This is a genomic window from Dactylosporangium sp. NPDC006015 (assembly GCF_040614215.1).
Lineage (GTDB): Bacteria > Actinomycetota > Actinomycetes > Mycobacteriales > Micromonosporaceae > Dactylosporangium > Dactylosporangium maewongense.
The window spans coordinates 126,419-141,782 of record NZ_JBEXUD010000006.1 but is presented as its reverse complement, the minus strand read 5'-3'; the positions used below and the strand labels follow the sequence as shown (position 1 = coordinate 141,782).

Below are 15,364 nucleotides of genomic sequence, written 5' to 3'. Positions count from 1 at the left end.
GGTCAGGCGGCCCGGCCTGTCGCGAGCAGCCGGTCGACGCACCGCTCGGCGAGGCCCGGGTCGGTGAGCGTCCAGGGCAGGAAGATCACGCGGTAGATGATCGGGGCGACGACCAGGTCGACGATGTCGTCGGCGGCGAACGGCGCGCCGGACCGCGAGGCGAGGACGACGGCCTCGGCCCGGCGGTTGCGCAGGCAGTCGGACTCGGTCTCGCCGGCGGAGGCGGCCCCGCCCCGCAGCAGGGCGGCGTTGACGGGCTTGGCGTAGTGCTCGACGATCTCGCCGGCCCAGGCGACGAGGTCGGCCCGCAGCTCGCCGGTGTCAGGCAGCGGGCGGGTGGGGTCGAGCCGGTAGGTGGCGATGTCGTTGAGCATCGTCGGCAGGTCGCCCCACCGCCGGTAGATCGAGGTCGGGTTGACGCCGGCCCGCTCGGCGACCATCGGGATGGTGACCCGCTCGGCGCCGCGCTCCCGCACGAGGTCCTCGACCGCGGTCCTGATCTGCGCGAGCACCGCGGCGCTGCGACCGCCGGTGCGCTTCTCGGGCATGTGACGCTCCTAACGCAACGATAATTGCTTTAAGCGGCGCCGGAGCGCGTAGCTTCAGCCTAACGCAGAGATTTTTGCTTTAGGGGGTACGCCATGACCACCACCGCTCTGGCCAGACCGTTCACGCTGCCCGCCGGGGTCGCGTTCGCCGGCACGGGTCTCGCGTTCGCGTCGCTCTACCTGGCGGCCGGCGCGCCGACGCCGCTGCTCGTGCTGTTCGAGCGGGAGTGGGGCTTCGCGCCGTGGGTGCTCACCGTCGCGTTCGCCGCCTACGCGCTGGGGCTGCTCGCGGCGCTGCTCGTCGCCGGCTCGCTGTCCGACCACGTCGGCCGCCGCCCCGTGCTGGTCGGCGCGCTCAGCGTCGAGGTCGTCGCGATGCTCATGTTCGTGTTCGCGCCGGGCATCGGCTGGGTGATCGCCGCCCGCGTCGTGCAGGGCGTCGCGACCGGCGCGGCCAGCAGCGCGTTCACCGCCGCGCTCGTCGAGCTGGCGCCGCCGCACCGCAAGCGCCTCGGCACGGTCGTCGCCGGCGCGGCACCCGCCGGCGGACTCGGCCTCGGGGCGCTGCTGACCGGCACGGCCGTGCAGTTCACCGGCTCGGCAAACCTCATCGTCTTCGGCACGCTCGCCGTCATCATGGTGCTCGGCACGCTCACCGCCGCGCTGTCCGGCGAGACCGTGACCCGCCGCGCCGGCGCGCTCGGCTCGCTCAGGCCGCGGGTGACGGTGCCCCGGGCGGCCCGCCGCGAGTTCGGCGCCGCGATCCCCGTGCACCTGGCCAGCTGGATGTTCGCCGGGCTGTTCATGGGCCTCGCCCCGACGATCGTCCGCGACATCTTCCACCTCGACAGCGGCCTGCTCAACGGCGCGACCGCGTTCCTGCCGCCCGCGGCCGCCGCAGTCGCCGGCTACGCCCTCGGCCGGCAGCACCCGCGCCGCACGATCCTGCTCGGCGGCACCGCCGTCCTGCTCGGCGCCACGGTCGTGCTCACCGGCATCGTCGCCGTCGCGCTGCCGCTCGTCTGGATCGGCGGGATCGTGGGTGGCGCCGGGTTCGGCGCCACGTTCTCCGGGGCGCTGCGGGCCGTCGGGCCGCTCGCCGAGACACACCAGCGGGCCGGCCTGTTCGCGGCCGTGTTCATCGTCGCCTACCTGTCCTTCGGCGTGCCGGCGATCGTCGCCGGGCAGCTCGTCGCCCCGCTCGGACTGCTCACCACGGTCCTGCTGTACGGCGCCGCGATCCTCGCCGCCGCGGCGGCCGGCCTGTTCACCCAGTGGCGGCTCACCCGCCCCGCGTGACCCGTCGGGTGACCGGTCCCGCGCGGAAGCTCTTCAGAGCGGGGCGGCGGTGCCGATGTGGACACGACCAGCCCGGCGAGCAGAGGAGACACGGCATGGACGTCGGCTCGATCGCATCGTCCATCACCTGGAGCGTCCCGGCCGCCGGTCGCGGGGTCGACCCCGCCGCCGCCCAGGCACAGGTCAACGCGCAGGCCGACACGCTCAGCGCGCTCATGGGCACCAAGCACAACACCGCGGTCGCGGCCGGCCTCTCCGACGGCAAGGGCGTCGACATCTACCTGTAGGGACTAGATTCGGTCGGATGAAGCGGCAGGAGATCAGCGACGCCGTCGTCGACGTCGGATGGCGGTACGTCCTCGGCACGATCATGACCATGGTGCCCGTCGGATCGGTCGGCCAGGCCGCCGAGGTCGCGGCCAGGTGCACCGCCGCCGCCGGCGACGACGCCGACCGGCACCTGTGGCTCGACCTGCGGGCCGACCACGTCCTGCTCACCCTCCAGAGCCTCGGCGAGGCCGCGGTGACGCCCCGTGACATCGAGCTGGCCCGGGCGCTCACCGGGTCGCTGCGGGAGATCGGCCTGAGCACCGTGCCCGCGACCGGCCGGGCCGCCCAGCTCATCGAGGTCGCCGTCGACGCGATGGACATCCCGGCGGTCCGCCCGTTCTGGAAGGCCGTGCTCGGCTACGAGGACGAGGCCGGCGGCGAGGGCGACACCGGCGCGCCCGTCGTCGACCCGCACCGCCTCGGCCCCGCCGTCTGGTTCCAGCAGATGGACAAGCCGCGCGTCGAGCGCAACCGGATCCACCTCGACATCAGCGTCCCGCACGACGCGGCGGCGGACCGTATCGCCGCCGCCCTGGCCGCCGGCGGCGTCCTCGTGTCCGAGGCGGCCGCCCCCGCGTACTGGATCCTCGCCGACGTCGAGGGCAACGAGGTCTGCGTCACCACCTGGCAGGGCCGCGACTGATGCGCGAGGACGCCATCGCCGAGCTGCGCCGGGGCGGTCGCGAACGGGCCGCCCTGCGCCCGGCCGGGCCGCCGGTGCCGGTGGAGGACGGCACCGTCGACGGGGTCGGGATCCGCAGATACGAGCAGCGCGGCCCCGACACGGTCGTCTTCGCCCACGGCGGCGGCTTCGTCCTCGGCGACCTCGAGACCCACGACGCCTTCGCGCGGCGGATCGCCGAGGCCACCGGACGGACGGTCGTCGCCGTGGACTACCGGCGGGCCCCGGAGCACCCGTTCCCCGCCGCGTTCGACGACGTGCTCACGGTGCTGGACGCCGTGCTCAAGACCCGGCCGGACGGCAGGGTGGCGCTCGCCGGGGACTCCGCCGGCGGGTTCCTCGCGATCCTGGCGGCCCTGGCCAGGCGGGGACGGGTCGACGGGCAGCTGCTCGTGTGCCCGGTCGCGGAGGTCGCGCTCCCCGCCACCAGCCGCAGTGTGGCCGAGAAGGGCGCCGGCTTCGGCCTCGACGTCGCGCAGCTGCGGGAGTGGATCGGCTGGTGGGCGCCCGGGGCGGCCCCGGACCCTCTCTCCGAGGACCTCACCGGCCTGCCCCCGGCGCTCGTCGTCACCTGCGAGCACGACCCGCTCCGCGACGGCGGCGACCAGTACGCCCAGCGCCTCCGGCAGGCCCGGGTGCCGGTCGTACACCGGACGGAGCCCGGACTCGAACACAACTTCGCCCAGTCGGTGCACCAGTCCCCCGCCTGCGCTGAGGCCGACGCCCGCTGGCTGCGCGACGCGGCCGGGATCCTGCGATGAGCCGGGTCGAGCGGCACGAGCGGGTGTCCTCGCGGCTGGCGCTGCTCAGTGACGCCGCGGTCGCGGCGATGCTGGACGACGCGCGGCCGGACGCCGTCGGCATCGGCGGGCACACGGCGACGCTCGACGTCGGCGGGGTGCCGGTGTTCGTCAAGCAGGTGCCGGTCACCGAGCTGGACCTGGCACACCCGCACTCCACCGCGAACCTGTTCGGGCTGCCGATGTACTGCCAGTACGGGGTCGGCTCGACCGGCTTCGGCGTGTGGCGGGAGCTGGCCACGCACCGCGTCACGACCGGGTGGGTGCTCGCCGGGCGGCACCCGGCGTTCCCGCTGCTGCACCACTGGCGGGTCCTGCCGGCGGGCTTCGCGTGGGAGCGCGTCGACATCGAGGAGCGGGTCGCCTACTGGGGTGACGCGCCGTCCGTACGACTCCGGCTGACGCAGCTCCAGGACGCGCCGGCGCGGCTGGTGCTCTTCCTCGAGCACCTCCCCCGGACCGTGCACGAGCACCTCAAGGAGCGGCCGGAGGCGGCGCCCGACGTCGACGTCCAGCTGCGGGACGCGATCGCGTTCATGAACGGCGCCGGGCTGTGGCACTTCGACGGGCACTTCAACAACATCCTGACCGACGGCCGGCAGGTGTACCTCGCGGACTACGGCCTGGCCCTGCACGAGGGCTTCGACCTGACCGCCCCGGAGCGCGCCTGGCTGCGCGAGCACGCCGACTACGACCTGCGGTACACCACCGGACACCTGGCCACCTGGCTGGCGGAGGAGTTCCGCGGCGACGCGGACCGCGCCGCCGTGCTCCGCGGCGAGGCGCCGTTCCTGGGCCCGGCCGCCGCCGCTTCGGTGATGCGCCGATATGCGGACCGGGCCCTCGTCACGACCGCGTTCTTCCAGGAGCTGGTCACCGGGGCGAAGACGGCGCCGTACCCCGTGATGGCGTGAACCCGAGCAGCCGCGACGCGGCGCCGGTGTCGATCGGGACCCGCCGGCCCGGGATCGGCGACCGGACCGGCACGCCCGGGTGGTAGGTGGCGATCAGCTCCTCGGTCGGTGTGTCGCAGAACGTCTCCGGCGCGGCGACGAAGCACCGGTGGAACCCCATCAGCGGCACGGTCGCGGCCAGCCACGCGGCCTCGGCGGCGTCGTCGACGTGCAGGTACGCCCACGAGTTCCGGGCGCCCTTCGCCGGGTCGGCGCGCAGGTCGGCGGCCGCCTTCGCGAGCCGGTCCGTGTCGCCGGTGAACGGGAACCGCAGCGCGACGACGTCCATGCCGTCGCGGCGGTGGAACATCTCGCCGGTCAGCTCGTCGACGAGCTTCGACAGCGCGTACGGGTCCTCGATCCGCGGCGGGGCGGCCTCGTCGAGCGGGTAGTACGGCGGGTGCAGGTCGTGCGGCGAGAACGGCATCCCGAGCAGCGCGTAGCTGCTGGCCAGGACGGCCCGGCGGACGCCGCGGCGGGCGGCCTCGTCGAGCACCACGAACGTGGCCCGGGTGTTGCCGCCGAACACCTCCAGGCCGGTGCCGAGGGTCGGCGCGGGGATCGCGGCCAGGTGGATGACGGCGTCGACCGGCGCGTCGAAGGCCGCCGCGACGACGTCCGGGTCCCCGGCCGATCCGATGACCACGTCGACGCGGCCACCGGCCCTGTTGCGCGCCTCTGGGGCGCCGGCCGTCCCGGCGCCGGAGCGGCCGCCGCCGTCGACCCCGGTACGTGCGTCCGGGGCATCGGCGGTACCGACGCCGGAAACGACATCAGGGAAGGTGACGGGCTCCAGGGACAGGGCGACGACGTCGGCACCGGCGGCGCGCAGGCGGGCGACCGTGGCGCGGCCGATGTTGCCCCCGGCGCCCGTGACGACGATCCTCACGGCGCCTCCAGCGAGCCGTCCGGGCGGCGGACGACGGCGGCCCACCGGTCGAAGAGGAACTTCGTCGGCGGGTACTTCGCCGCCTCGGCCTCGTCGACGTCCACGCCCCAGCCGGGCCGGTCCGACGGGTACATGTAGCCCTTGGTCACGTCGGGGCAGCCGGGGAACACGTCGTGGGTGGCCTCGTTGTACTCGTGCGACTCCTGGAACCCGAACGCGTGGCTGGAGATGTCGACCGCGAGGTTCGCCGCGACGCCGACCGGCGACACGTCCGCCGGGGAGTGGAACGCGGTCCGCACCCCGCACAGCTCGGCGAGCGCCGCCAGCTTCCGCGTCGGGGTGAGCCCGCCGACCGCGGACGTGTGCAGGCGGATGAGGTCGACGCCGCCGTCGCGGATCAGCCGGGCCGCGTCGGCGACCGAGCTCACCTGCTCCCCGACCGCGAGGGGCACCGGCGACGCGGCGCGGATCTCCGGCAGCCGGTCGTAGAGCTCCGACGGGATCGGGTCCTCCAGGAACGACAGCCCGTAGGGCTCCAGTGCCCGCGCCAGGACGACCGCCTGCTTCGGGGAGAGGCGGCTGTGGACGTCGTGCATGAGGTTGACGCCCGTGCCGAGCCGCTCGCGGGCCGCCTCGAACAGCGACGGGGTGCCCCGCAGGTAGCGCTCCGGGTCCCAGCCGTCCGGGTTCGGCGAGTCCGGGTAGTGCCCGCCCGTCCCCGCGTGGCCGTAGCTGCCGAGGCCGGGCTCCGCCCGTTGGAGGCGGATGCAGCGGTACCCGAGGGCGATGAGGCGCTCCGCCTCGTCGAGCACCTCGCCGGTGTCGGCGCCGGACGCGTGCGTGTAGACCTCGACGCCGCCGCGGACCCGCCCGCCGAGCAGCTCGTGCACCGGCAGCCCGGCCCGCTTCCCGGCGATGTCCCACAGCGCCTGGTCCAGGCCCGACAGGGCGTTGTTGAGGACCGGCCCGTTGCGCCAGTACGACGAGAGGTGCACCGTGCGGGTGATGTCCTCGATGTCGGCCGGGTGCCGCCCCACGGCGAGGGGGCCGACATACTCGCTGACCGCCGCCGCCACCGCCGCGTAGCGCTGGGTGAACGTCGCGCAGCCCAGCCCGTACAGCCCCGGCTCCGTCGTCTCGACCTTGACGACGACCAGCGGCAGGCCCTCCGGCGCCGTGACGATCGGCCGGACCCTGGTGATCCGCAGGGCGTCGCGGGCCGGCCACGGCGGCACGGACTCGGGCAGGCCACCGTCCGGACCGAGCAACCGGTTCGGGTCGTGTTCCACGGCTTCCCCCTTCGGCGGTGGTAGCTCATGATCCGTCGATCATGGGTGCGCTAACGTTACGCCGTGCACTTGCCCTCTTCCGACGCCGACACCCGGCCGATCTGGGTCCTCGAGGTCGGGGGCAGCCACGTCACCGCCGCCGGCGTGCTGCTGGACGACCGGCAGGTGATCCAGCGGCAGCGCCACCCGCTCGACCCCACCCTGTCCGCCGACGGCATCGTCGACGCCCTCGCCGGCGCCGCGAAGCTCCTCGACCCGCAGGCCGGTGACCGCTGGGCGATCGCGATGCCGGGCCCGTTCGACTACCGCACCGGCGTGTCCCTGCACGAGGGCGTCGGCAAGTTCGACAGCCTGCACGGCCTGGATCTGCGCGCCGCGCTCGCGCTCGCCATCCCGACCACACCGGACGCCTTCACCTTCGTCAACGACGCCGACGCCTTCCTGCTCGGCGAGTGGGTCGACGGCGCCGCCAAGGGCGCGTCCCGCTGCGTCGCCATCACCCTCGGCACCGGGATCGGCTCCGCGTGGCTCGCCGACGGCAGCGTCGTCACCACCGGCCCGACCGTCCCACCCGACGGCGAGGTGCACTTCTGCACCATCGACGGGGTCGAGCTGGAGGACGTCGTCTCCGACCGTGCGCTCATCCGCGCGTACCGCGAAGCCACCGGCGTGGACGTGGACGGCATGCGGGGCCTGGCCGCCCGCGCCCGCGAGCTGGACGCGGCCGCCCAGACCGTGATCGACACCGCGTTCGGCGCCCTCGGCCTGCTGCTGACGGAGTGGCTCACCCGCTTCGACGCCGAGGTGGTCGTCTTCGGCGGCTCGATGACCGGCGCCTGGGACCTGATCGAGCCGGCGCTCGCCCTCAACCTCCCGGCCCGCCCCGTGTCGGACACGGAGCACGCCGCCCTGATCGGCGCCGCCTGGGCCGCCGCCCACCCGGACGCCGCCGCCTACTGATAGGGCCGCTCGGGCGGCAGCAGGGCCGCGGCCTCCTCCAGCGCGCGGGCCTCGACCAGGGCGTGGATCTCGTGCACCAGGGGCGTGACGTCGCGGATCCCGACGGTCCACTCGTCCACGTACCGGTGGACGGCTGCCCCGCTCAGGCCGAGCTGCAGCGAACGGTGCTCCAGGGGGCGCAGGTGCAGGTCGCGCTCCGGGTCCCACTGGACCCGGACGGGGCTCGTGCGCAGGGCCCGCGACCAGGCCTCGCGGCTCTCGTGAAGGTCCGGCACGTAGTGGCTCAGGCACGCCTCCGCGACGGCCGCGTCGAACCCATCGCGGCGCAGCCGGACCGCCAGCACGCGCTCCTGGCCTTCCTTGGTGGCCCAGCCGCTGCGGTACATCATCCACAGGAACGACGGCTTGACCCAGGTCATCCTGTCGCGCTTGAACGGCGGCACGAACCGCTGCGCGTCCAGGGCCGGCAGCGCGATCGCGGGGCTGTAGGCCTGGTAGACGGTGATCGTGTCAGCGTCGAAGACGGCGCGGACGGCATGACGGTCGGGCACCTGGAGACCGTAGAAGGTTAGGGTGCGGTGTGTCATTCGCATTGAACGACCTGCCCTTCACCGCCGCCGACGTCGCCGCCCACCTGGACGCGGCCGGCTTCACGGAGTCGCCGCAGCTGCGGCAGACCCTGGCCCTCGCCGAGGAGGTCGGCGAGTTCGTCGGCGCGGTCCGCCGGCACGCGGGAATGGCCCGCCGCTCAGGCCCCTTCAGCGACGTCGAGGAGGAGCTCGCCGACGTCGTGCTGACCGCCTTCGTCACCGCCCACACCATGGGCATAGACCTCCGCCAAGCCTTGGAGAAGAAGCTAGCCGTCATCTACTCCCGAGGCTGGAAAGACCCCACCAACGCCTAGCCCCGACCCTCCGCCACGCACGCGACAGACGTTTCCGTGTGATCCGGAAGACTTCGTGCTGCCATAGCGACACAAAGTCTTCCGGATCACGAGAACCAGGCGCCCGCGGAATGATCCCGAAAGCTTTCGGTGACCCCGGCTACCAGAACGATTCGGGATCACGGGAGGGCCCGACGCCAACTCACGCGCCGGGCCACCCCGACCTCCGTTTCCGTGATCCGGAAGACTTTGTGCTGCTATAGCGACACAAAGTCTTCCGGGTCATGAGGAACCCCCACCCCAGCCACCGCGGAGGGCAACCACCGGATGGGCGCGGATGCGCAATCCGGCCGCGCGAAGCGCTGGCTGTGCGAGCGCAGCGAGCATTGGGGGTCCGGGGTGAGAATCCCCCGGCGGGCCCCGCCGCGGCAGCGGTGGGGAGGCGAGCCCATTGCGAAGCAACTGGCGGGAAACAGCGGGGAGGCGAGCTGTAGCCGAAGGCTACTGGCGGGAAACAGCTCCGGTGGAGCCGCGGACCGTGAGGTGGACGGGCAGCATCACCGACTGGCGCATTGCAGGGGCGGACGGGTCGAGGCGGGACAGGAGCATCGACACGGCGACCCGGCCCGCCTGCTCGATCGGTGCGGTGAGGGTGGTCAGCGGCGGGTGGCAGAAGTCGGCGCCGAAGATGTCGTCGCAGCCGACCACGCTCAGGTCCTCCGGCACCCGGACCTCCCGCTCCCGCAGCCGCTGCAGGATGCCGATGGCGAGCAGGTCGTTGAAGACGATGCAGGCGGTCGCGCCGGTGTTGAGGACCGCGTCGGCGGCGGCGGAGCCGGAGCGGCGCCCGGAGGGGAAGGGGCCGACGCGCGTGAAGGTCAGCCGGTGCCGGGCCGCGACCGCCCGGACGGCGTGCCAGCGGGCCTCGTTCGGCCAGGAGCGTTCGGGGCCGGAGACGTAGGCGATGTCGCGGTGGCCGAGGGAGATCAGGTGCTCGGCCGCCTGGCCCATCCCGGCGGGGGTGTCGATGATCGCGCTCGGCACGCCGCGGACGTTGCGGTTGATGGTGACCAGGGGGATGTCCTGGGCGAGCGCCGCCAGCGCCCGGTCCGGCAGCCGGGACGCGGCGAGGATCGCCCCGTCCAGGGAGCGGCGCATCTTGTGCAGCAGCTCCACCTCCAGGTCGCCGGAGTCCTCGGTGTCGATCAGCAGCTGTGCGTAGCCGGCGGCCTTGAGCTGCATCTGGGTGCCGCGCAGCACGCCGAAGTAGAACGGGTTCGTCACGTCGGAGACGAGGACGGCGATCGCTCCGGTACGGCCCGAGCTCAGCGCCCGCGCCTGTGAGTTCGGCACGTAGCGCAGCTCGCGGGCCGCGGCCTCGATCCGCTCCCGGGTCGCCGGGTTGACCCGGCCGGGGTTGTTCAGGGCGCGCGACACCGTCGACGCGGCGACCCCCGTGGCCGCGGCGATGTCGTTGATGGTGACGGGCCGGTCACCGGAGCCGAACTGATGCGCACGGGGCATGGGGATGAGAAAAGCAGATGATGGCAAACGATGGCAAGCGGTTGCCACCACAAAGACGGCGCTGATAGCGTCCGCCCCCAAGCAGCAATGAAAGATGCCCGCCAGCAGCAACGATGCGCTCCGTCACACCCCCAGTGAACGAGGAGTGGACACCCCCATGAAACGCGTTTCCATCATCGCCGCGAGCCTTCTGCTCTTAGCCGCCTGCGGAGGCGGCGGCGACGACAAACCGGGCGAAACGGGCCTCAACGGCGCCGGCAAGACGCTCAACGTGCTCGTCCAGGCCAACACGATCTACCCCGACCAGCAGCGCGCCTGGTTCACGGAGATCAACGACAAGTTCAAGGCGCAGACCGGTGCCGAGGTGAAGTTCGAGACGTTCGCCTCGCCCAACGACGAGCTGACGAAGATCCAGACGTCGGTGCTGTCCGGTCAGGGCCCCGACATCTACTCCCTCGGCACCACGTTCACCCCGACGGCCTACGCGACCGGGGCGTTCCTGGAGCTCAAGGACGACGACTGGAAGAAGCTCGGCGGCAAGGACGCGTTCCTGCCCTCGACCCTCGGCATCTCCGGGCCCGACGCCGAGCACCAGGTCGGCATCCCGTTCACCAGCCGGCCGTTCGTCATGGCCTACAACACGGAGCTGCTCAAGGCCGCCGGCATCGACAAGCCGGCGACGAGCTGGGACGAGCTGCTCGTCCAGGCGAAACAGCTGACGAAGGGCGACACCTACGGGCTCGCGGTCGCCTACGCCGACGGCTTCGACCCGTGGAAGTTCATCTGGGCGATGAGCGTCCAGGCGGGCAACCCCCTCGTCAAGGACAAGAAGGCGTCGCTGAACGACCCGGTGACCTTGAAGGCCTACCAGACCTATCTCGGCTGGCTCGCCACCGACAAGGTCGTCAACCCGGCCGCCGTCGGGTGGAAGAACGCCCAGGCGATCGCCGACTTCGGCGCCGGCAAGGCCGCGTTCCTGCCGATGGTGTCCGCCACGTCGAAGGTCACGCTCGACAAGTCGTCGGTCGCCGGCAAGTACGCCTACGCGATCATGCCGACCGTCCCGCCGGGGCAGACCAGTACACCAGGCGTCGGCGCGACCAGCATCCTGTCCGGTGACAACCTCGTCGTGGCGAAGTACACGAAGAACAAGGACCTCGCCCTCGCGCTGGTGAAGCTGCTGACCAGCCCGGAGCAGCAGGAGTCGTACTACAAGACGTTCGGCGAGCTGCCCACGAACGCGACCGCGGCGAAGAAGCTGCAGGCCGACCCGGCCCTCGCGCCGATCATCGACTCGGCGTCGAAGGCGAGCGGCACCCCGTTCAACGGCGCGTGGAGCCAGGTGCAGCTGGCCCTCGTCAACGTCGTCGTGCAGTCGATCCCGGCACTGAAGGACGGCAAGCTGGACGAGGCGAAGCTCAAGCAACTGATCGCCGACGGCCAGAAGGCCGCGCAGGACGCGCTGGACAAGAGTAAATAGATTCATGGCGATCGAAACTGCCGCACCGCCGGCGGCCCGGGGCACCACGCCCGGGCCGCCGGCCCGCCGCCGCCCCCGGCACCGTCCACTGTGGATGCTGACGCCGGGCGGGGTCCTGCTCGTCCTGGTGATCCTGGTGCCGCTCGGCGTCGCCCTCACCGTGTCCCTGCTCGACCTCGACCAGTACACGCTGCGCGAGTGGACCGGCGCGCCGTTCATCGCCCTCGACAACTACGTCGAGGCGGTCACCGACACGCCCCTGCCGCACGCCATCTGGGTCTCCGTCGGCTACTCGGCGCTGGTCACCGTCGCCACCCTGCCGATCGGCCTCGCCGCGGCGCTCGCCACCCAGCAGCGGTTCAAGGGGCGCGCCCTCGTCCGGTCGGCGTTCCTCATCCCGTACGTGCTGCCCGCGTTCGTCGTCGGCACGGTGTGGCGCACGATCCTCATGCCGTCCGGCCCGGCGAACTCGCTGCTCGGCGACGGGCGCCTGTGGCTCAACGGCCCCGACAGCTACTGGACGCTCGTCGTCGTGCAGCTCTGGACGTCGTGGCCGCTGCTGTACCTCCTCGCGGCGTCGGGCCTGCAGAGCATCGCCGAGGAGGTGCACGAGGCGGCCGCGCTGGACGGCGCCGGCTGGTGGGCGAAGCTGCGCCACGTGGTCTTCCCGCACCTTCGCGGCGTCCTCGCCCTGGCGCTCATCATCGCGTTCCTGCACAACCTCAACAGCTTCACGCTGCCGTACGTGCTGTTCGGGGTGCCCGCCCCGCACGACGTCGAGGTGCTGCCCGTGCTGACCTACGTCGAGAGCTTCCAGAACTTCCGGTTCGGGCTCAGCGCCGCCATGGCCGTGCTGTCGCTGGTCCTGGTGGCGATCCCTCTGTCGGTGTACCTGCGCGCGGTGAGGCTGAACCAGCATGAGGACTGACGTACAGCGGCTCCTGCCGAGAAGCATGCAGGCGGTGGTCATCGCGGTCCTGCTGGTGTTCGTGCTGACGCCGGTGCTGTACATGCTGTTCGCGTCCGTCAACGACGACCTCGCCGTCGCCCGCGGCGCGTTCTGGCCGAAGAGCCTGCACCTGGACAACTACAGCAAGATCTGGTCGACCGTCGACCTCGGCGCCGGGCTCGGCAACAGCGTGGTCGTCGCCGGCAGCGTCGCCGTGGTGTCCGCGCTCGTCGCCGTCGCCACCGCGTACGTCCTCGTGCGGTTCCAGTTCCTCGGCCGCGGCCTGATCCTGCGCGGTCTCCTGGCGCTGCAGTCGATCCCCGGCACGCTGATGCTGCTGCCGGTGTTCGTGCTGTTCGCGAACCTGTCCGCGGTCCTCGGCGTGCAGGTCATCGGCACCCGGTGGGCGCTGTTCGTCACGTACCTGACGTTCGCGCTGCCGTTCTCGACGTGGGTCATGGTGACGTACCTGCGGGGGCTGCCCGCGGAGCTCGACGAGGCCGCCCGCCTCGACGGCGCCTCCTCCTGGCGGATCCTGCGCTCGATCATCATCCCGCTCAGCTGGCCCGGCCTCGTCGTGGCGAGCATCTTCGCGTTCCTCCTCGGGTGGAACGACGTGCTGTTCGCCTCCGTGATGACCAACCCCGACAGCCGCACCGTCGCGGTGGCCCTGCAGGTGTTCGGCGCCACCCAGGAGGGTGGCGCCATCCCGGTCTACGGGCAGCTGATGGCCTCCGCGCTGATCTGCGCGCTGCCGGTGGTGGTGTTGTACCTGGTGTTCCAACGGTTCCTGGTCGGCGGCCTGACCGCCGGGGGAGTGAAATGACAGACCTGATCAACGTGGCGATCGTCGGCAGCGGCATCATCGGCGGCAACCACGCCGACGCGATCCTGCGCCATCCCCGACTACGGATCGTGGCCCTGGTCGACGCGGTCGACGCCGCGAACGCGGCCCTGGCCGCCCGGATCGACCCGCCGCCGTCCTGCCACCGCACCCTGGGTGCCGCGCTCGCCGCGGAGCGGGTGGACCTCGTCGCGATCTGCACGCCCAGCGGCCTGCACGTCGAGGCCGCCGAGGAGACCCTGCGGGCCGGCGCGCACCTGCTCGTCGAGAAGCCCCTGGACGTGTCGCTGCCGAAGGCCCGCGCGTTCGCGAAGGTCGCCGCGGAGGCCGAGCAGCGCGGGCTCGTCTGCGCCGTCGTCAGCCAGCACCGGTTCGACCCGGCGATGGTCGCCGTGCGGCGGGCCGCGCGCGAGGGCCGGCTCGGCCGGCTCACGTCCGCGGTCGTGTCCATGCCATGGTGGCGGGACCAGGCCTACTACGACTCCGCCGACTGGCGCGGCACGTGGGAGTTCGACGGCGGCGGCGCCGTCGCCAACCAGGGCATCCACCTCGTCGACCAGATGCTGGCGCTGCTCGGCCCGCCGGTCGAGGTCACCGCCCGCACGACCCGGATCGCGCACGAGCGGATCGAGGTCGAGGACCTCGCCGTCGCCACGCTCCGCTTCGCCGGCGGCGCGCTCGCCGTGCTGCACGCCAGCACCAGCGCCCACCCCGGCCTGCCGGTGCGGCTGCAGCTGCACGGCACCCGCGGCTCCGCCGTGCTGCACGACGACCAGCTGGAGTACTTCCACAGCGCCGACACCGGGGAGACGGCCGCCGACCTCGTCGGCGCCGAGGACCTGTACGGCGCGCCCAAACCGGCGGACGGCTTCGTCGTCGGGCACCTGCGCCAGTACCAGGACCTCGTCGACGCCATCGACGAGCGGCGGCTTCCCGGGGTACGGGTCGCGGACGGCCTCCTGGCCCTCGCCACGGTGCGGGCCGTGTACGTGGCGGCCACGCTCGACCGGCCGGTGCTGTTCGACCAGGTCCTCGACGGCGTCCACGACGACGTGCAGCCGGTGGTTTCGACACAGGAGGTTCAGGCGTGAGGTTCTCGGTCTTCACCGCATCGACGCCCGACTGGGCGCCCGACGAGGTCGTGCGGCACCTCGCCGCGCAGGGCTGGGACGGCGTCGAGTGGCGCGTCGTCGACCAGGATGACGCCGACCAGCCCGGCTTCTGGAAGGGCAACCGGGCCACCTGGCCGCTGACCGGCCTGGAGGCTGCGCTGCCGGAGATCGCCGCCCTCACCCGCGGCGCCGGCCTCGAGTTCTCCGGTGTCGGCGGCTACGCGCGCAGCTTCGAGCACGACGACGTCGCCCGGCTCCTCGCCGCCACCGCGATCCTCGGCGCGGGCCGGGTCCGGGTCACCATGCCGCTGCTGTCCACCGGCCGCTACCCGGACCTGTTCGACGCCACCCGCAAGGACCTCGAGTGGGCGACCGGGCTCGCCGAGCGGCACGGCGTCACGATCCTCATCGAGCTGCACCACGAGACGATCGTGTCGTCGGCGTCCGCCGCGATGCGCCTCGTCGACGGGCTCGACCCGCGGCACGTCGGCGTCATCCACGACCTCGGCAACCTCGTCATCGAGGGGCACGAGGACCACCGCGCCGCGTTCGAGCTGCTCGGCCCCTACCTGCAGCACGTCCACGTGAAGAACGTCGCGTGGCGGCCCGTGGACACCGCCGCCGACGGCACCGTCACCTGGGCGCACGACTGGGCGCCGCTGCGGACCGGGCAGGCGCACGTCGGCCGCTACCTGGCGGCGCTCACCGCGCACGGCTACGACGGCTGGGTCACCGTCGAGGACTTCTCCACCGCCGTGCCGCTGGAGCAGCGCACCGCCGACAATCTCGAATATCTGCGGAGCCTGCTGTAACGCCTTCCGG

General features: G+C 72.7%; 17 protein-coding genes. 12 read left to right on the top strand and 5 right to left on the bottom strand.

From position 1 onward, the window contains the following. Positions 1-2: 2 nt before the first annotated feature. Positions 3-548, bottom strand: a complete 546-nt coding sequence (locus ABZ321_RS13030) for a TetR/AcrR family transcriptional regulator (RefSeq protein ID WP_344504776.1) — start codon at positions 546-548, stop codon at positions 3-5. A gap of 93 nt (positions 549-641) precedes the next feature. Between ABZ321_RS13030 and ABZ321_RS13025 the strand changes: the two genes are divergently transcribed. The 5 genes from ABZ321_RS13025 to ABZ321_RS13005 all read left to right on the top strand — a co-directional run bounded on the left by ABZ321_RS13025 (position 642) and on the right by ABZ321_RS13005 (position 4,573). Then, entirely contained in the window at positions 642-1,847 is a 1,206-nt protein-coding gene (locus tag ABZ321_RS13025) for an MFS transporter (RefSeq protein WP_354891021.1), read from the top strand. A 95-nt stretch (positions 1,848-1,942) separates the two neighbouring features. Beyond that, entirely contained in the window at positions 1,943-2,134 is a 192-nt protein-coding gene (locus ABZ321_RS13020; protein WP_344504774.1) for a hypothetical protein, read from the top strand. A gap of 17 nt (positions 2,135-2,151) precedes the next feature. Continuing rightward, positions 2,152-2,820, top strand: a complete 669-nt coding sequence (locus ABZ321_RS13015) for a VOC family protein (RefSeq protein ID WP_354891020.1) — start codon at positions 2,152-2,154, stop codon at positions 2,818-2,820. Continuing rightward, a complete protein-coding gene (locus ABZ321_RS13010; protein WP_354891019.1) occupies positions 2,820-3,620 on the top strand; it encodes an alpha/beta hydrolase in 801 nt (266 codons plus the stop codon). The genes ABZ321_RS13015 and ABZ321_RS13010 overlap by 1 nt, the downstream gene beginning before the upstream one ends. Then, a complete protein-coding gene (locus ABZ321_RS13005) occupies positions 3,617-4,573 on the top strand; it encodes a hypothetical protein (protein ID WP_354891018.1) in 957 nt (318 codons plus the stop codon). The genes ABZ321_RS13010 and ABZ321_RS13005 overlap by 4 nt, the downstream gene beginning before the upstream one ends. On the opposite strand, the gene ABZ321_RS13000 is transcribed toward ABZ321_RS13005, so the two are convergent. Both ABZ321_RS13000 and ABZ321_RS12995 read right to left on the bottom strand, forming a co-directional pair. Continuing rightward, a complete protein-coding gene (locus ABZ321_RS13000; RefSeq protein WP_354891017.1) occupies positions 4,533-5,501 on the bottom strand; it encodes an NAD(P)-dependent oxidoreductase in 969 nt (322 codons plus the stop codon). The genes ABZ321_RS13005 and ABZ321_RS13000 overlap by 41 nt on opposite strands. Continuing rightward, positions 5,498-6,790 carry an enolase C-terminal domain-like protein gene (locus ABZ321_RS12995; protein ID WP_344504769.1) on the bottom strand — a complete coding sequence of 431 codons (1,293 nt, stop codon included), beginning with the start codon at positions 6,788-6,790 and terminating at the stop codon, positions 5,498-5,500. The genes ABZ321_RS13000 and ABZ321_RS12995 overlap by 4 nt, the downstream gene beginning before the upstream one ends. A 63-nt stretch (positions 6,791-6,853) precedes the next feature. On the opposite strand from ABZ321_RS12995, the gene ABZ321_RS12990 reads away from it, so the two are divergent. Then, positions 6,854-7,750 (top strand): ROK family protein, encoded by an 897-nt coding sequence (locus tag ABZ321_RS12990; RefSeq protein ID WP_344504768.1) that lies wholly within the window; start codon positions 6,854-6,856, stop codon positions 7,748-7,750. Here ABZ321_RS12990 and ABZ321_RS12985 read toward each other — a convergent pair. Then, positions 7,744-8,337 carry a DUF4291 domain-containing protein gene (locus tag ABZ321_RS12985; RefSeq protein WP_354891160.1) on the bottom strand — a complete coding sequence of 198 codons (594 nt, stop codon included), beginning with the start codon at positions 8,335-8,337 and terminating at the stop codon, positions 7,744-7,746. The two genes, ABZ321_RS12990 and ABZ321_RS12985, sit on opposite strands and share 7 nt — an antisense overlap. Between ABZ321_RS12985 and ABZ321_RS12980 the strand changes: the two genes are divergently transcribed. Then, on the top strand, positions 8,331-8,654 hold the full coding sequence (locus tag ABZ321_RS12980; protein ID WP_354891016.1) for a MazG nucleotide pyrophosphohydrolase domain-containing protein: 324 nt from the start codon (positions 8,331-8,333) through the stop codon (positions 8,652-8,654). The genes ABZ321_RS12985 and ABZ321_RS12980 overlap by 7 nt on opposite strands. 480 nt (positions 8,655-9,134) lie before the next feature. Here ABZ321_RS12980 and ABZ321_RS12975 read toward each other — a convergent pair whose 3' ends face one another. Continuing rightward, complete coding sequence (locus ABZ321_RS12975; RefSeq protein ID WP_354891015.1) at positions 9,135-10,157, bottom strand: LacI family DNA-binding transcriptional regulator; 1,023 nt, start codon at positions 10,155-10,157, stop codon at positions 9,135-9,137. A gap of 157 nt (positions 10,158-10,314) precedes the next feature. Here ABZ321_RS12975 and ABZ321_RS12970 point away from each other — a divergent pair, with 157 nt between their 5' ends. Genes ABZ321_RS12970 through ABZ321_RS12950 form a run of 5 tightly spaced genes read left to right on the top strand, consistent with a single transcriptional unit; the run spans position 10,315 to position 15,354 of the window. After that, the gene (locus ABZ321_RS12970) at positions 10,315-11,637 is read left to right on the top strand and encodes an extracellular solute-binding protein (protein ID WP_344504764.1); all 1,323 of its coding nucleotides are present in this window, start codon (positions 10,315-10,317) and stop codon (positions 11,635-11,637) included. A gap of 4 nt (positions 11,638-11,641) precedes the next feature. Then, positions 11,642-12,565 (top strand): sugar ABC transporter permease, encoded by a 924-nt coding sequence (locus ABZ321_RS12965; RefSeq protein WP_344504763.1) that lies wholly within the window; start codon positions 11,642-11,644, stop codon positions 12,563-12,565. Beyond that, a complete protein-coding gene (locus ABZ321_RS12960; protein WP_354891014.1) occupies positions 12,555-13,412 on the top strand; it encodes a carbohydrate ABC transporter permease in 858 nt (285 codons plus the stop codon). Before ABZ321_RS12965 ends, ABZ321_RS12960 begins: the two co-directional genes overlap by 11 nt. Then, complete coding sequence (locus ABZ321_RS12955) at positions 13,409-14,521, top strand: Gfo/Idh/MocA family oxidoreductase (RefSeq protein ID WP_354891013.1); 1,113 nt, start codon at positions 13,409-13,411, stop codon at positions 14,519-14,521. Before ABZ321_RS12960 ends, ABZ321_RS12955 begins: the two co-directional genes overlap by 4 nt. Further along, positions 14,518-15,354, top strand: coding sequence for a sugar phosphate isomerase/epimerase (locus ABZ321_RS12950; RefSeq protein ID WP_344504759.1), 837 nt, complete (start codon positions 14,518-14,520; stop codon positions 15,352-15,354). The genes ABZ321_RS12955 and ABZ321_RS12950 overlap by 4 nt, the downstream gene beginning before the upstream one ends. The last annotated feature ends 10 nt before the right edge of the window (positions 15,355-15,364 follow it).

What these genes read in the sequence shown, in the direction of transcription:
- ABZ321_RS13025 (WP_354891021.1), top strand. Translation starts at nt 642, where the DNA reads ATGACCACCACCGCTCTGGCCAGACCGTTCACGCTGCCCGCCGGGGTC.
- ABZ321_RS13030 (WP_344504776.1), bottom strand. Translation starts at nt 548, where the DNA reads ATGCCCGAGAAGCGCACCGGCGGTCGCAGCGCCGCGGTGCTCGCGCAG.
- ABZ321_RS13005 (WP_354891018.1), top strand. Translation starts at nt 3,617, where the DNA reads ATGAGCCGGGTCGAGCGGCACGAGCGGGTGTCCTCGCGGCTGGCGCTG.
- ABZ321_RS12970 (WP_344504764.1), top strand. Translation starts at nt 10,315, where the DNA reads ATGAAACGCGTTTCCATCATCGCCGCGAGCCTTCTGCTCTTAGCCGCC.
- ABZ321_RS12960 (WP_354891014.1), top strand. Translation starts at nt 12,555, where the DNA reads ATGAGGACTGACGTACAGCGGCTCCTGCCGAGAAGCATGCAGGCGGTG.
- ABZ321_RS13015 (WP_354891020.1), top strand. Translation starts at nt 2,152, where the DNA reads ATGAAGCGGCAGGAGATCAGCGACGCCGTCGTCGACGTCGGATGGCGG.
- ABZ321_RS13020 (WP_344504774.1), top strand. Translation starts at nt 1,943, where the DNA reads ATGGACGTCGGCTCGATCGCATCGTCCATCACCTGGAGCGTCCCGGCC.
- ABZ321_RS12965 (WP_344504763.1), top strand. Translation starts at nt 11,642, where the DNA reads ATGGCGATCGAAACTGCCGCACCGCCGGCGGCCCGGGGCACCACGCCC.
- ABZ321_RS13010 (WP_354891019.1), top strand. Translation starts at nt 2,820, where the DNA reads ATGCGCGAGGACGCCATCGCCGAGCTGCGCCGGGGCGGTCGCGAACGG.
- ABZ321_RS12955 (WP_354891013.1), top strand. Translation starts at nt 13,409, where the DNA reads ATGACAGACCTGATCAACGTGGCGATCGTCGGCAGCGGCATCATCGGC.
- ABZ321_RS12975 (WP_354891015.1), bottom strand. Translation starts at nt 10,157, where the DNA reads ATGCCCCGTGCGCATCAGTTCGGCTCCGGTGACCGGCCCGTCACCATC.
- ABZ321_RS12985 (WP_354891160.1), bottom strand. Translation starts at nt 8,337, where the DNA reads ATGACACACCGCACCCTAACCTTCTACGGTCTCCAGGTGCCCGACCGT.